The 14,229-nt window shown below is 66.8% G+C and carries 15 protein-coding genes; 7 read left to right on the top strand and 8 right to left on the bottom strand.

Annotated elements, in window-relative coordinates:
• Nucleotides 1-19 precede the first annotated feature (19 nt).
• The 5 genes from pilB to G398_RS16850 all read left to right on the top strand — a co-directional run bounded on the left by pilB (nt 20) and on the right by G398_RS16850 (nt 5,374).
• Nucleotides 20-1,855 carry a type IV-A pilus assembly ATPase PilB gene (gene pilB, locus G398_RS0106835; protein ID WP_026853044.1) on the top strand — a complete coding sequence of 612 codons (1,836 nt, stop codon included), beginning with the start codon at nt 20-22 and terminating at the stop codon, nt 1,853-1,855.
• Between the two features lie 83 nt (nt 1,856-1,938).
• The gene (locus G398_RS0106830) at nt 1,939-2,328 is read left to right on the top strand and encodes a GxxExxY protein (RefSeq protein WP_043484064.1); all 390 of its coding nucleotides are present in this window, start codon (nt 1,939-1,941) and stop codon (nt 2,326-2,328) included.
• 64 nt (nt 2,329-2,392) lie between these two features.
• The gene (locus G398_RS0106825) at nt 2,393-3,583 is read left to right on the top strand and encodes a type IV pilus twitching motility protein PilT (protein WP_026853042.1); all 1,191 of its coding nucleotides are present in this window, start codon (nt 2,393-2,395) and stop codon (nt 3,581-3,583) included.
• 89 nt (nt 3,584-3,672) lie between these two features.
• Nucleotides 3,673-4,875: a type II secretion system F family protein gene (locus G398_RS0106820; protein ID WP_026853041.1), complete on the top strand. Its 1,203-nt coding sequence runs from the start codon at nt 3,673-3,675 to the stop codon at nt 4,873-4,875.
• Nucleotides 4,856-5,374, top strand: coding sequence for a type IV pilin protein (locus G398_RS16850; protein WP_084512143.1), 519 nt, complete (start codon nt 4,856-4,858; stop codon nt 5,372-5,374). Before G398_RS0106820 ends, G398_RS16850 begins: the two co-directional genes overlap by 20 nt.
• 30 nt (nt 5,375-5,404) lie before the next feature.
• Here the strand turns inward: G398_RS16850 and G398_RS0106810 are convergent, their stop codons facing one another.
• From G398_RS0106810 to G398_RS0106780, 7 genes are all read right to left on the bottom strand, one after another.
• Nucleotides 5,405-6,319, bottom strand: a complete 915-nt coding sequence (locus G398_RS0106810) for an ABC transporter permease (RefSeq protein WP_026853040.1) — start codon at nt 6,317-6,319, stop codon at nt 5,405-5,407.
• A 10-nt stretch (nt 6,320-6,329) separates the two neighbouring features.
• Nucleotides 6,330-7,091 carry an ABC transporter permease gene (locus G398_RS0106805; RefSeq protein ID WP_026853039.1) on the bottom strand — a complete coding sequence of 254 codons (762 nt, stop codon included), beginning with the start codon at nt 7,089-7,091 and terminating at the stop codon, nt 6,330-6,332.
• On the bottom strand, nt 7,088-7,981 hold the full coding sequence (locus G398_RS21920; protein WP_026853038.1) for an ABC transporter ATP-binding protein: 894 nt from the start codon (nt 7,979-7,981) through the stop codon (nt 7,088-7,090). Before G398_RS21920 ends, G398_RS0106805 begins: the two co-directional genes overlap by 4 nt.
• Nucleotides 7,982-8,114: 133 nt before the next feature.
• Entirely contained in the window at nt 8,115-8,663 is a 549-nt protein-coding gene (locus G398_RS21915) for a type II secretion system protein (protein WP_043484059.1), read from the bottom strand.
• A 160-nt stretch (nt 8,664-8,823) separates the two neighbouring features.
• On the bottom strand, nt 8,824-9,906 hold the full coding sequence (locus G398_RS0106790) for a tetratricopeptide repeat protein (RefSeq protein WP_157492311.1): 1,083 nt from the start codon (nt 9,904-9,906) through the stop codon (nt 8,824-8,826).
• A 590-nt stretch (nt 9,907-10,496) separates the two neighbouring features.
• Complete coding sequence (locus tag G398_RS0106785; protein ID WP_026853036.1) at nt 10,497-10,790, bottom strand: type II toxin-antitoxin system RelE/ParE family toxin; 294 nt, start codon at nt 10,788-10,790, stop codon at nt 10,497-10,499.
• A complete protein-coding gene (locus G398_RS0106780) occupies nt 10,787-11,047 on the bottom strand; it encodes a type II toxin-antitoxin system Phd/YefM family antitoxin (RefSeq protein WP_211229054.1) in 261 nt (86 codons plus the stop codon). The genes G398_RS0106785 and G398_RS0106780 overlap by 4 nt, the downstream gene beginning before the upstream one ends.
• A gap of 160 nt (nt 11,048-11,207) precedes the next feature.
• Here G398_RS0106780 and G398_RS0106775 point away from each other — a divergent pair, with 160 nt between their 5' ends.
• Nucleotides 11,208-11,987: an enoyl-ACP reductase FabI gene (locus tag G398_RS0106775; RefSeq protein WP_043484057.1), complete on the top strand. Its 780-nt coding sequence runs from the start codon at nt 11,208-11,210 to the stop codon at nt 11,985-11,987.
• Nucleotides 11,988-12,398: 411 nt separating this feature from the next.
• On the opposite strand, the gene G398_RS0106770 is transcribed toward G398_RS0106775, so the two are convergent.
• Complete coding sequence (locus G398_RS0106770) at nt 12,399-12,869, bottom strand: peroxiredoxin (RefSeq protein WP_026853033.1); 471 nt, start codon at nt 12,867-12,869, stop codon at nt 12,399-12,401.
• Between the two features lie 75 nt (nt 12,870-12,944).
• Here G398_RS0106770 and G398_RS0106765 point away from each other — a divergent pair, with 75 nt between their 5' ends.
• A complete protein-coding gene (locus tag G398_RS0106765; protein WP_169720625.1) occupies nt 12,945-14,195 on the top strand; it encodes an L-serine ammonia-lyase, iron-sulfur-dependent, subunit alpha in 1,251 nt (416 codons plus the stop codon).
• The last annotated feature ends 34 nt before the right edge of the window (nt 14,196-14,229 follow it).

Raw genomic sequence — 14,229 nt, 5'->3', positions numbered from 1 at the left:
ACCCCATCCGGAGGCAGCAGTGGTCAGCAAGCTCGGGGAAATGCTCGTCAAGGCCCAGCTCATCACGGATGCCCAGCTGGAGGATGTCATCAGGATCCAGCGGCGCGAGGGCGGCAAGCTCGGCAGCATCGTCGTGCGCCAGGGGTACTGTTCGGATCAGGACATCGTGAGCTTCCTGGGCATGCAGTACGGCGTCCCGGCGGCGGACCTGGAGCAGTGGCCGCCCATCGACCCCACGGTCATCGCCCTGATCCCCAAGGACTTGGCCCAGCGGCACAAGGTGCTGCCCCTCCAGCGCACGGGCAACGTGCTCACCCTGGCCATGTCCGACCCCACGGACATCTTCGCCATGGATGACGTGCGGTTCCACACGGGCTACAACGTGGATCCCGTCGTTTCCAGCGAGATGGGCCTGGTCCGGGCCGTGGAGCGGTACTACGGCGGCTCCAGCGGCGTGCGCCTGGCGGACAACCAGGGCGCCCGGACCACCATGGGTGGCGGCGTGCCGGCGGCCGGACCCACGGACACCAGCGGCGGGAAGCCGTTCAACGAGCAGGACGAGCACTTCGACCTCCAGGATCTGGAGCAGGAGCTGGATGCCGACGCCGAATACGAAACCACGGACGACGACGAGGAGAGCATCAACGTCGGTGCCCTGAAGAAGGGCAGTGAAGACGCGCCGGTGGTGAAGCTCGTGAACATGGTGCTCATCGACGCCATCAAGAAAGGCGCCTCCGACATCCACATCGAGCCCTACGAGAAGAACTACCGCATCCGGTTCCGCATCGACGGCATCCTCCAGGAGGTCATGCGGCCCAACCTCAAGCTGAAGGATCCCCTCACCTCCCGCGTGAAGATCCTGGCCAAGCTCAACATCGCGGAGAAGCGCCTGCCCCAGGATGGCCGCATCAAGCTGCGGGTGAACATGGGCGGTCGGCAGAAGGTCATCGACTACCGCGTGAGCATCCTGCCCACCCTCTTCGGCGAGAAGATCGTGCTGCGGCTGCTGGACAGCGACAAGCTCATGCTCGACCTCACCAAGCTCGGCTTCGAGCCCGAGAGCCTGGAGCGCTGGGACCGCCAGATCTCCAAGCCCTACGGCATGGTGCTGGTGACGGGGCCCACGGGGTCGGGCAAGACGAACACCCTGTATTCCTCCATCGCCAAGCTCAACACCGTGGACACCAACATCCTCACCGCCGAGGATCCCGTCGAGTTCAACTTCCCCGGCATCAACCAGGTGCAGATGAAGGAGCAGATCGGCCTCAACTTCGCCGCCGCGCTGCGCTCCTTCCTCCGGCAGGACCCGAACATCATCCTCGTGGGCGAGATCCGGGACTTCGAGACCGCCGAGATCGCCATCAAGGCCTCCCTCACGGGCCACCTGGTGCTCTCCACCCTCCACACCAACGATGCCCCCAGCACCATCAACCGCCTCATGAACATGGGCGTGGAGCCGTTCCTGGTGGCCACCTCGGTGAACATCATCTGCGCCCAGCGCCTCGTGCGCCGCCTGTGCGCCAGCTGCAAGGCGGTGGACACCCACCACCAGCCCGAGGAGGCCCTCCGCGAAGTGGGGTTCACCCCCGAGGAGATCCAGCGGGGCATCACCTTCTACAAACCCGTGGGCTGCGATGTCTGCAACAAGCGCGGCTACAAGGGCCGCGTGGGCCTCTACGAAGTGCTGGAGATGTCCGAGACCCTCAAGGACATGATCCTCACGGGCGCCTCCGCCATCGAGCTGCGTGAGCAGGGCCAGAAGGAGGGCATGATCACCCTCCGCCGCTCCGGCTGCCGCAAGGTGCTCGACGGCGTCACCACCATCGAAGAGATCATCCGCGAAACCGTGTTGTAGGCGCCGACCCACACGGCGGGTTCTTTGACAGGATTAACAGGATTGAAAGCTGGATTAACAGGATTTAAAAGAAGGATTGCCTGATGGGAGACGAATCCGCTGAGGATGAATTGTCAGGCCGGGTGATCGGAGCGGCGATGCGGGTGCACTCCTCATTGGGCTCTGGCTTCAGCGAAGCGGTCTACCAGAATGCCCTGGCCCTTGAGATGGCTTTGGAGGGCATCCCGTTTGAGCGAGAAGTGAAACTTGAGGTTCGCTATCGGGACGAACTGGTGGGGGTGTACCGGGCGGACCTCCTGGTCGCAGGTGTGCTGATCCTCGAATTGAAGGCGGTGCAGACCATCCTCCCCGAGCACGAAGTTCAGGTCGTCAATTATCTGACTGCCACGGGCCTGGAACGGGCCTTGCTGCTGAATTTCGGCGCCCGAAGCCTCCAGATCAAAAAGAAATTCCGATCCCCGCGCCAGCCTTAATCCTGTCAATCCTGCCTTTCATCCTGTTAATCCTGTCCAAGCAGTTGCCTTTCCTGAGGTTCAAATGAGCGAGATCGGTTCCAACTACGTAGCTCCGCTGCAGCAGCTGCTCAAGACGATGGTGGAGTACGGGGGCACGGACCTCCACATCACCACGGAGTCCGCGCCGCAGATCCGCATCGACGGGCGCATGGTGCCCCTCAAGCTGCCGCCCATGGATGCCTCCCAGACCCGCTGGCTCTGCTACGGCGTCATGACGGACCAGCAGAAGCACCGCCTGGAGGAGGACCTGGAGGTGGACTTCTCCTTCGGCCTCCAGGGCGTGGCCCGCTTCCGCGCCAACGTCTTCAACCAGCGGGGCGCCACGGCGGGCGTGTTCCGCACCATCCCCGAGAACATCCGCAGCTTCGACCTGCTGGGCCTGCCCCCCTCGGTCCAGGCCCTCTGCGACAAGCCGCGGGGCCTGGTACTGGTGACCGGGGTGACGGGCTCCGGCAAATCCACGACGCTGGCCGCCATGATCGACAAGATCAACACCGAGGAGCCCGTGCACATCCTCACCATCGAGGATCCGGTGGAATACGTCCACAAGCACAAGCGCGCCCTGGTGAACCAGCGGGAGATCCACGCGGACACCCACAGCTTCAAGAAGGCCCTGCGCTCGGCCCTGCGCCAGGATCCCGACGTGGTGCTGGTGGGCGAGATGCGCGACCTGGAGACCATCGAATCGGCCCTCACCATCGCCGAGACGGGCCACCTCACCTTCGGCACCCTGCACACCAACAGCACGGTGCAGACCATCAACCGCATCGTGGACGTGTTCCCCAGCCACCAGCAGGCCCAGATCCGCGCCCAGCTCTCCCTGGTGCTGGAAGGCGTCATCTGCCAGAGCCTCATCCCCAAGGCCAGCGGCAAGGGCCGGGCCCTGGCCCTGGAGATCATGATCCCCAACTCCGCCATCCGGAACCTCATCCGCGAGGACAAGATCCACCAGATCTACGGCACCATGCAGTCCGGCCAGTCCAAGTACGGCATGCAGACCTTCAACCAGAGCCTCTCGGACCTGGTGCTCCGCAAGGAGATCACCCAGGAGCAGGCCTTCGAGTACTCCTCCAACACCGATGAGCTGCGGGAGCTCATCAACCGGGGCGTGGGTGTGGGCGCCGCCGGCGGCCGGGCCGCCGCCGCCGCCCAGTCCGCCACCACCAGCAACCCCGCCCTGGGCGGACGGAACCCCAACATCAAGTACACCTAAACCTTTCTGCTCGACCCATTAGGTCTTCACCACTGATCCATTCCTGCCTATCCTGGGTTCACCACCGTTCCTAGCTCGCCGAGGTCCGCATGCCCGCATACGCCTGGAAAGGCAAGAACCGTCTGGGGGAGGCCCAGGAGGGCGTCCTGGTGTCCGACTCCCGGGATGCCGCCACGGCCACCCTCAAGCGCAACGGCATCGAGGTCACGTCCATCAGCGCCATGGCCGCCAAGGGCACCAAGTCCTTCGGCAAGGTGAAACCCAAGGAACTGGCCATCTTCACCCGGCAGTTCAGCGTGATGATCGATGCGGGCCTGCCCCTGGTGCAGTGCCTGGAGATCCTGGGTGCCCAGCAGCAGGACAAGGGCTTCCAGAAGATCATCGAGGCCGTACGGCTGGATGTGGAGAAGGGCCTCACCCTCCAGGCGGCCCTCTCCAAGCACCCCAAGGCCTTCGACGACCTCTACGTGAACATGGTGGGCGCCGGCGAGAGCGGCGGCATCCTGGACGTCATCCTCCAGCGCCTCTCGGGCTACATCGAGAAGGCCGTGAAGTTGACCGCCAAGGTGAAGGGTGCCATGACCTACCCCGTGGCCGTCATCACCATCGCCATCGCCGTGGTGGTGATCATCATGGTGAAGGTCATCCCCGTGTTCTCGGCCATGTATGACGGCCTGGGCAGCAAGCTGCCCTTCCCCACCCTGGTCTGTATGGCCCTCTCCAGCATACTCATCAACTACAGCTGGATCATCATCATCGCCATCGCGCTCATCGTGGTGGGCCTGCGCCAGTACTACAAGACGCCCGCGGGCCGCCTCCAGATCGATTCGCTCATGCTGAAGATCCCCATCATCGGCGATGTCCTCCGCAAGACCGCCGTGGCCCGCTTCTGCCGCACCCTCGGCACCCTCATCAGCTCCGGCGTGCCCATCCTCGAAGGCATGGACATCACAGCCCGCACCGCCGGCAACATGGTCATCCAGAACGCCATCCTCAAGTCCAAGGATGCCGTGGAGCAGGGCCGCAACATCGCCACGCCCCTGGCGGAGACCAAGGTCTTCCCGCCCATGGTGGTGCAGATGGTGGGCGTGGGCGAGGCCACGGGCGCCCTGGATGCCATGCTGGCCAAGGTGGCCGATTTCTACGAGGACGAGGTGGACAACGCCGTGGCCAATCTCACCAGCCTCATGGAACCCATCATGATCGCCATGCTCGGCGGCATCATCGGCTTCATCGTGGTCGCCATGTACCTGCCCATCTTCAACCTGGCCAATGTGTTCGGGAAGGATTGACCTGGGTTCGCACGGCCCTTGCATCCGATCCAGAACCAATGGAGGTTCCATGTCCGGCTTATTGTCCCGACTCTCGCGTCGCTCCCCTCGTTCGGCCCGCGGTTTTTCCATGGTCGAATTGCTGCTGGTGCTGGCCATCATCGGCATCCTCAGCGCCATCGCCATCCCCAGCTACATGGGGCAGCGGCGCCGGGCCCGGGTCATCGGCGACGCCATGGCCAACACCAAGACCCTCCAGATGTCCCTTGAGAACCGCCGGGCCGAGTCGGGCATCTACGCCGTGGCCGGCACCTACGACTGGAAGGCCGACGGCAGCGCCGCCAGCGGCCCGACCCTCCTCCCGACCTTCGTGCCCCAGGGGAACAGCAAGATGGATTACAACCTGGTGGTGGATGCCAGCGGCCTGACCTACACCCTGACGGTCAAGGACACCCATCTGAACGGGGCTACCGCCTACAAGACCAACCAGGCCGGACAGGAATTGGAACGGCTGCACTGAGCCGGAGCCCAGCCCGGAGGATGTGACCGGTCAGACCCGGTTCCGTCCGGCGTCTGCATAGCCGAGGCCGAGGAGCAGCACGCCGGCACCCAGGCTGAACGCAGCCAACAGCCAGGCGGGTGTCGGCGGCGGCGGAGGGAACAGCACCTCATCGGGGACGTTCTGCCAGGTGCGGATCTTCTTCCCGCTGGGGAGGCGCAGCACGTTGGGCTCCGGCTGGAACTCCTTCAGTGCCATGTGCCCCTCCTGCTGGGCGGGCCCCTGGTGGATCACCTGCTCTGCCGCGGCATAGGGCAGCACCCATGGGATGAGGTCGCGGCGCCAGGGCTGGGGCAGCTCCTGGCCGGTGAGGGCGATGGTGAGCAGCAGGCCCACCAGGCCGAAGACCACAGGCACCGCCAGGCTGTTGATGCGGTCCGAGACCCACAGATAGATGGCCATCACGGGCAGGCTGCCCAGCCACAACCAGCCAAGCGTTTTCGCCACCTGCAGCCCGTGCAAGGGGAAGGCCAACAGGGGGTTCATCCATCCCATGAACTTCCGCTCCACCGCGAGCAGCAGACCGATGAGGATCAGCAGGGCCGCGCTCAGCAGCAGCGTGTAGATGGCCTTCGCCAGGAAGATGCCGCGGCGGGCCAGGGGCATGGCGTGCAGGTGACGCCAGGTCTTGAACCGGTGCTCGGGTCTGAAGATCAGGGCCGGGAGGATGGCCAGCATCAGGGGGTGGAAGAACCCGCCCCACAGGGCCACCACCATCTTGACCTGCAGCAGGTCCCAGGTGGTTTGGGCCTTCGGCGTCAGGGTCCGGAGGCTCAGGAACGGGCGCTCGATGAAGAACCCCTCCACGAGGATGAACAGGAGCGGGAGCAGCCAGACCAGGCGAAGGGCCGGGGAGCGGCGCAATTTCAGGCCTTCGGCGGTCATCAGGCGGGTGAAGGGTCGCACGGGATGCTCCTCAGGCGCGGGGTTCGTGGCGCCGGGTGAAATCGCTGGCTCCGAGAAGCACCAGCACCCCCGCGGAGGCCAGATTGCCCAGAGCGTGCGCCCACGGAAGGAGGCGCCAGCGCTCGAACACGAGGGTGGCCTGGGCCGCCAACCCCCACGGCAGGAATTGAATCAGGGCGGATCCATCCACCAGCCGCTGGGTCAGCCAGCTTCCGGCCAGGGCCGCCGCCAAGCCGATCCACAATCCGGGGATCCGCATGGCCAGCCAGGTCTGGAAGGCCGCCACCGCCGCCAGGGCCAAGGCCGAATAGCCGAGGAACCGCGCGAAGGTGGCCAGGGGCAGGGGGCCCATCAGCAAGCCGGGCCGGCTTTGGAGGACGAGCCCGCCGAGCAGGAGCAGGAGGGCGAGCAGCACCAGGGAGGCCGTGATCAAGGCGAAGTGGCTGAGAACCTTCACCAGGTAGTGGGTGCGCCTGGGTACGGGCTGGATCAGGAGCAGGTTCCAGGCCCGGGCCTCCCGTTCCTGCTCCCAGGACAGCTCGCAGATGAGGGCCGTGACGATGGGCATCACCACCAGGTTCCACGCCGCGAAGTTCAGTTCCAGCCAGAACTGGAAGCCCGGCTTGAACATGCGGATCCGGTTTTCGGAGAACCAGAAGATCACCGCCAGGAAGCCCGTCTGGCACAGGGGGGCCAGGACTGCCGTGACCAGCAGCCAGCTCTTGCGCCACTTGACCCGTTCAGCCTGGAAGAAGGGCCGCAGGGCGGTCATGCCTCCTCCAGCAACGCCAGGAACCGGGCTTCCAGATTCACCTTGTGGGGTGCCAGCTCGTAGAGGGTGCACCCCTGCTCCACCAGGGTGGCCGCGATCCGCGGCGCTTCCTCCTCCGTGGCCTGGATCCACAGGCGCCCATCCGCCTCCCGGACCGGGAAGCCCAAGGCTCCAAGGGCCGCCTGGGCCTTGGTCGCCTCGCCCACGCGCACCATCAGCTCCGCCGGGCCAGCGGTCCCCAGGCCCAGCGTGGAACCCTGGTAGCGGAGCCGCCCCTTGTGGATGACCACCAGGTCTTCCGCGACCTGCTCCACCTCCGCCAGGAGGTGGCTGGACAGGAACACCGTCGTCCCCGCCTGCCTGGGCAGGCTGCGGATCAGCTCGCGCATGTCCTGGATGCCTGAGGGGTCCAGCCCGTTGGTGGGCTCGTCGAGGATGAGCAGCCGCGGGTCCCCCAGCAGGGCCAGGGCCATGCCCAGCCGCTGGCGCATGCCCAGGGAGTACTCCCGGACCGGGCGCCGGGCGTCCCGCGCCAGATCCACCAGCTTCAACACCCGGTCGATGTCCGAGGCGGGGGCGCCCCGCATCAGCCGGGTGATCTCCAGGTTCTCCCACCCGGTCAGGTGATCGTAGAGGGAGGGCGATTCCACCAGGGCTCCGATCCTGGCCAGGGCCTCCGGATGGCCAGGCGGAAGCCCGAGAACCTCGCAGGTGCCGCCATCGGCCTTCAGCAGACCGAGGAGCAGGGAGATGGTCGTGGTCTTGCCTGCGCCGTTGGGCCCCAGGAAGGCCGTGATGGTTCCGGCCTGGACGGAGAGATCCAGCCCTTGGATCGCCAGCATCTTCCCGAAGCGGCGTGTCAGCCCCGCCGATTGGATGGCCACGGTCATCTCGTCACTCCCAGGATTCCACGTTCATTCTCGCCCATCCACGGCCCACGGGGGAATCCGGGGGCGATCTGGATGGAACTCACAAAAAACGGGGACCCCAGTTGGGATCCCCGTCGCACGACTGGAAATCGTGTTAGTCGATGGCGCCGACCTTGGTGAAGACCGACTGGTCCGCACCCGTGCCGTCCTTGAAGGTGCCGTTCAGCTGCACACCCACGCCGATGGCGCCGGCCACGCCGGGGACGCCGGCAGCGGCGGCGGTGGGGGGCAGGAAGCCGGAACCCACGGTGCCGAGGGTGGTGGCCAGGGCGCGGGCACCAGCCTCATCCGCGGTGCCAAGCGCTGCCATGACGCTGAAGGCATTGTTGGCGGCGCCAGCGGTGCCGGCCCAGGGGTTCTTGTCCGTGGTGACGTGGATGGCGGCGGCCTTCAGGGGCGCCACATCGGTGGTCAGGACGAGCCAGAGTCCAGCGCCATCGGCGGGGGCAATGCCGGCCTCGGAGGCGCGGTCATAGGCGGCGATGGAATCGGAGATCAGGCCCGTGGCGTTCTCCTGGCAGCTCTTGTCGCGGGCGCGGGCGCGCTGACCGAGCAGGGCGGGGATGGCGATGGCGCTGATGATGCCGATGATGGCCAGCACGAGCAGCAGCTCGATGAGGGTGAAGCCCTTCTGGTTCTTCATGTGGTCTCTCCTATGGGCGGTTGCCGGGCATAAAGTATCAACCTCCGTGCCAAGGTGCCAGCAAGAAGGCGAATCCTTGGTTTGAAAGGCGATCGTGACGGCGTTCCGCGGCCTTGCGGGCCCCGGGTCCGGGAATGCGTCAAGGGAGTGACGCAAAAGGTCAGCGATCCTGCTCCAATGCGTCCATCAGCTCCCTCGCCCCGCGATGCTTCGGATCAAGCTTGAGAGCTTCCTGGGCGGCCTTGCGGGCTTCGTCCCTGCGGCCGAGGCCCTGGAGGATCTGGCCTTTGCGCCACCAGGCGCCGGGATAGCCGGCGGCGCCACCTTCGAGGGGTTCGCGGAGCACCTGGTCGAGGGCGGCGAGGCCCTCTGGGCGGTGAAGGCCGCTGCTGGCGGCCACCTTGCCGAGTTGGAGGCGCAGGAGGCTGGGGGCGTCCACCTGGGGGAGGTGGTTCTGGGCCACCTGCCAGGCGAGGTCCGGCCGGCCGCCGTGCAGGTAGGCGTCGCTGACGGCGGCCACGCCGCGGGCGCGGGTGCGCACGCCGGGGAGGAGGCGCTGGGCCTCGGCCAGCAGGCGGGCGTTCTTCCCGGCCTCGCCCAGGGCCTTCTTGGCGGGGCGGCGATCCAGGGCGTCCAGCCACTGGCCCACCACCTCGGGATCCTGGGGGGTGAGGGCCAGGGCGCGGCCGAAATAGGGCTCGGCCTCGCGCCACTTGTCCTCCTCCACGAGCACCAGGGCCTGGAGCAAGTCGCCCCGGGCCGGAGCCACGCGGCGCAGCTGGTCGGCGCAGCGCAGGGCTTTCTTTGTGGAGCCGCCCAGGAGGCCGGGCAGCATCTCATAGGCCAGGCCCAGGCTCATCCAGGCGGGGGCCAGGGTGGGATCCGCCGCAGTGGCGGCGCGGAGGTCGTCCATGGCGCCCAGGGCGCCGCGCAGGCTGCCGAGGTCGCGCTGGCGGATGGCCTCGCCCGCCCGCGCGAGGCCCCGGGCCAGCAGGGCATCCGCCAGGCTCGAATTCGCGGCCAGGGCCCGGTCCGCGGCGGCGTGGGCCTCGGTGAAGCGCTGGAGGCTGGACAGGGCCTGGGACTTGGCGGCCCAGGCCGCCGCGTCGTTCGGGTTCTGGCGCAGCCGGGCCTCGGACTCCCCCAGCACCTTGAGGTAGCGTCCGGCGTCCAGGTCGGCGCGGAAGGTGGGAGCCGTGGGTTGGGCCAAGGCGAGGAGGGCGATGGGGACGGAGAGGAGCACGGGCATCCTTCAAGCGAAAGCGAAGACAGGATTAACAGGACCTGCTCATCGGCCAAGCTCAGCCCCATGTTCGCAAGATGAAAGGCTGGAGCCGGAGATGACGGAGAAACGGCCTCGGATCCACAGATTTGCACAGATTGAAAACGGGGCTGCGGCTGATTTGGGGGTGCAGCTTCGCAAGCGTGGGCTCCATGGGGGGCGCCAGGGTCGCGCACCCCATGACCTCCGGCAACGCCGGAGGCCGCCTTCGGCGGGCCCACGCATGGTGGGTCGAGCTCCCTCCGCGCTCTCCGTGCGCCCGAAGGGCGGTCTCTGCGCCCTCTGCGTTCCGCTTTTCTGGCTGAGGCTCGCCGATAATCAGGTAACAGGATTGAAAGCTGGATGAACAGGATTGGGGGAAGAACTTTTTCCGCCGCCGATTTTCGTGATTGCAGGGATAAAACGATGGTCCCGTCCCAGCGCTGCCTGGGCTCCCTGTCTTCCGGCGCGGTCGGAAGCGGCCTTCGGCCGGCCCGGGCGGGAAGCACCCGAGGCCCAATCACCGCAATCACTGAAATCAGCGGCCGATGATGCCTTTGGGCTGGGTGGCCTCAATCCGCTTCGCGAATGGCCCGCAGATCGGCTTCCTCCCGGAAGACCGCGACCATGGTCACGGTCCCATCCTCATGCAGGTAGAGGATCCGCTGGGGTTTCACGAGGATCTCCCGGAAGGGTTCGCCGGCCTCTGTCGAGATGGGCCCCAGGTCTGGAAAATCCCTGAGCTTCTCCGTTTTCTCGAACACCCTGCGATGGATGCTCCTGGCTGCGACGGGGTTGTCCCAGTGGATGTAGTCGAGGACATCCTCCAGATCCTGGAGGGCCCGATCGGCCCACTGGACCTTCACTTGGCAAACCGAGCCAGGCGGAGCTTGGCGTCCTCCTGGGAGGTCACCCGGCCGGCCCGAAGGTCCGCGACGCCCTTGGCCACCAGGTCCAGGATTTCAAGACGCCGCTGGAGGCTGTTCCAGGTGTCCACATCCACCATGACGGCGGCTTCGCGGCCATGCTCAGTCACCATCACAGCTGAACGGGACTTTCTGAGACTCGCGATGACCTCGGTGGCGCGACGCTTGACTTCGGTGACCGGCACCAGCTTCATCATCGGCCTCTCCATGATGGGAGAGTGATCCTTTTGTATCACTTCGTCAAGAGCCCGGTCATCCCTGATCGCGGCAGCCTCCATCCTGACTCCGGGTATAGCGTGGCGGCGCGGGTTCGGCTATGCTAAGTGATTGTCTGCACACGACTCTGGAGGAGATCGCATGAGCGCCAAGGGTGGATTGCTGGAAGGGAAACGGGGCCTGGTCATCGGCGTGGCGAACAAGCGGTCCATCGCCTGGGGCGTCACCCAGAAGGTGGCCGAGGCCGGCGCCCAGCTCTGCCTGACCTACCAGAACGAGCGCCTGGGCGAGAACGTCCGCGAGCTGGCGGCGGACCTCAAGAACCCCCTGCTGCTGCCCATGGACGTGGGCAGCGACAGCCAGATCGTCATGGCCTTCGACGAGATCCGCAAGAAGTGGGGCAAGCTGGACTTCGTGGTGCACGCCGTGGCCTATGCGCCCCGGCAGGCCCTGGAGGGCCGCTTCGTGGAGACCAGCCGGGAGGATTTCCGTGTGGCCCACGATATCAGCGCCTACTCCCTGGCGGCCGTCTGCAATGCGGCCCAGCCTCTCATGACCGAAGGCGGCGCCGTCGTGACCCTCACCTATCTGGGGGGCGAGCGCGTGGTGCCCGGCTACAACGTGATGGGCGTGGCCAAGGCCGCCCTGGAGTCCAGTGTGCGCTACCTGGCCGCCGACCTGGGCCCCCAGGGCATCCGCGTGAACGCCATCTCCGCGGGCCCCATCAAGACCCTGGCCTCCTCGGCCATTCCCGGCATCGGCTCCAAGCTGAAGGCCCACCGCTCCCACACCCCCCTGCAGCGGGACACGGACCAGCTGGAAGTGGGCGATGCCGGCGTGTTCCTCGTCAGCGACATGGGCCGCGGCATCACCGGCCAAGTGCTCTACGTGGACGGCGGCTTCAGCATCATGGCGGGGTGAGCGCCGGCTGTCCGAAAGACGGGGACAGGATTAACAGGATTGAAAAGATGGATTAACAGGATTAAGGCCAACTGCTTTAATCTTTAATTCTGTTGATCCAGCATCTAATCCTGTTACCTGATTATCGGCGAGCCTCAGCCAGAAAAGCGGAACGCAGAGGGCGCAGAGACCGCCCTTCGGGCGCACGGAGAGCGCGGAGGGGGCTCGACCCACCATGCGTGGGCCCGCCGAAGGCGCCCCCCATGGAGCCCACGCTCGCGAAGCTGCACCCCCAAATCAGCCGCAGCCCCGTTTTCAATCTGTGCAAATCTGTGGATCCGAGGCCGTTTCTCCGTCATCTCCGGCTCCAGCCTTTCATCTTGCGAACATGGGGCTGAGCTTGGCCGATAAGCAGGTCCTGTTAATCCTGTCTCAGCTTTTCAGCTTGGCCAGGACGTCCAGCACCTCCTGCACGTGCCCCTTCACGCTGACCTTGGGCCAAGCGTGGCGGATGAGGCCCTTGGGGTCCACGAGGAAGGTGGAGCGGATGATGCCTTCCACCTCCTTGCCGTACATCACCTTCTTCCCGAAGGCGCCCAGGGGCTTGAGGAGGGCGCAGTCGGGGTCGGAGAGCAGGCGGAAGGGCAGGCTCTGCTTGGCGATGAAGTTCTGGTGGCTTTTCAGGCTGTCGCGGCTGAGGCCGTAGACCTGGGCGCCCAGGGTCTGCACGCGGCTCCAGCTGTCGCGGAAGTCGCAGGCCTCGGTGGTGCAGCCGGGGGTGCTGTCCTTGGGATAGGCGTAGAGCACGGTCCAGCGGCCCTTGAGGTCGGCGTTCGTGACCGTGGCGCCCTGGTCGTCCTGGAGGGAGAAGGCGGGAAGGGGGGATCCGAGGAGGTTCGACATGGGCCGTAGGGTAGCGCACCCCATGTGATCCGGGAGAAGCTAGGCCGAGGCCAGAATGGGGCCGCGAGGATGACCATGGACCTGACCGAGTACCTGTCCGCCGAATGGAAGCCGGCCCTGGGCTGCACGGAGCCTGCGGCGGTGGCCTATGCCGCCTGCCTGGCCGCCCGCCAGGGGCGGGGCGAGCCGCGCATGGCCCGGCTGGTGCTCGACGTCCGCACCTACAAGAACTGCCACGCTGTGGGCATTCCCAACAGTGGGGGTCGCACGGGGGTGCTCCTGGCCCTGGCCCTGGGAGCGGTCCTGCCCGATCCCACGCCGGCCCTGCAGATCTTCGAGTCGGTGACTCCGGAGGCTCTGGCGGCGGCCGAGCGGTTGCTGGAGCGCGGCGCCCTCCACGTGGAGGTGGATGCCTCCCGATCGGACCTCTACATCGACTGCACCGTGGCCTGCGAGGGCGGTGTGGGCCGGGCCGTGCTGGAGCAGGAGCACACCCGCGTGGCGCGGCTGGAGGCGGACGGGATCGCGGTGCCCGTGGCCGCGGCTCAGGCGGGGCCTGACGCGGGCGATCGCATCCGCGCGCAGGTCGGCACCATGCCCCTGGCGGAGCTGGTGGCCCTGGCGGGGACGATCGGCGAGGCCGACCGGGCGCGCCTGCGCGAGGGCCTGGCCCTGAACCTGGCCATGGCCGAGCACAGCATCAGGCACCTGCCGGCGGGCTTCGTGCCGGGTCCGGATGGGGAGCCCTGGCTGCGCATCCCGCGGCTGGTGAGCTCCGGCGTGCTGGGCCGCATGTCCGGCGAGCCGCTCACGGTCATGTCCCTGGCGGGGTCGGGCAACAAGGGCATCACCGTGTCTGTGGCCCTGGGGCTCTGGGCGCGCCACAAGGGGCACCCGGAGCCCCGCATCGAGGAGGCCCTGGCCCTGGCCTGCCTGCTGACCACGGCCACCACGCACCGCCTGGGCACACTGTCCGCCGTGTGCGGCGCTTCCAACGCCGCGGGCATCGGCATCGCCGTGGGCCTCGTCCACCTGGGCGGCGGCGGAATCCCCCAGATGGAGCTGGCCATCCACAACATGGTGGGCAACCTGGCCGGGCTCATCTGTGACGGCGCCAAGATCGGCTGCGCCATGAAGGCCATGACGGGCGTCGAAGCCGCCTTCCGCTCGGCGGAGCTTGCGCTGTCGGGCTTCGGCATCCCTGAGACCGACGGCATCGTGGGCGCCAGCGGCGAGGCCTCCCTGGCCCACCTGGGCCGCCTGGCCCAGCAGGGCATGGCCTGCGCCGACGGGGAGATCCTGGACATCATGCAGGCCAAGCTCTAGGAGCGCTCACCACGGCGCCGCCGAGCCCATCCCG

The sequence above is a fragment of the Geothrix fermentans DSM 14018 genome (assembly GCF_000428885.1).
In the GTDB taxonomy this organism is placed as follows: Bacteria; Acidobacteriota; Holophagae; order Holophagales; family Holophagaceae; genus Geothrix; species Geothrix fermentans.
The sequence above is the reverse complement of the archived record's forward strand: the minus strand, read 5'-3'. Positions and strand labels throughout refer to the sequence as shown.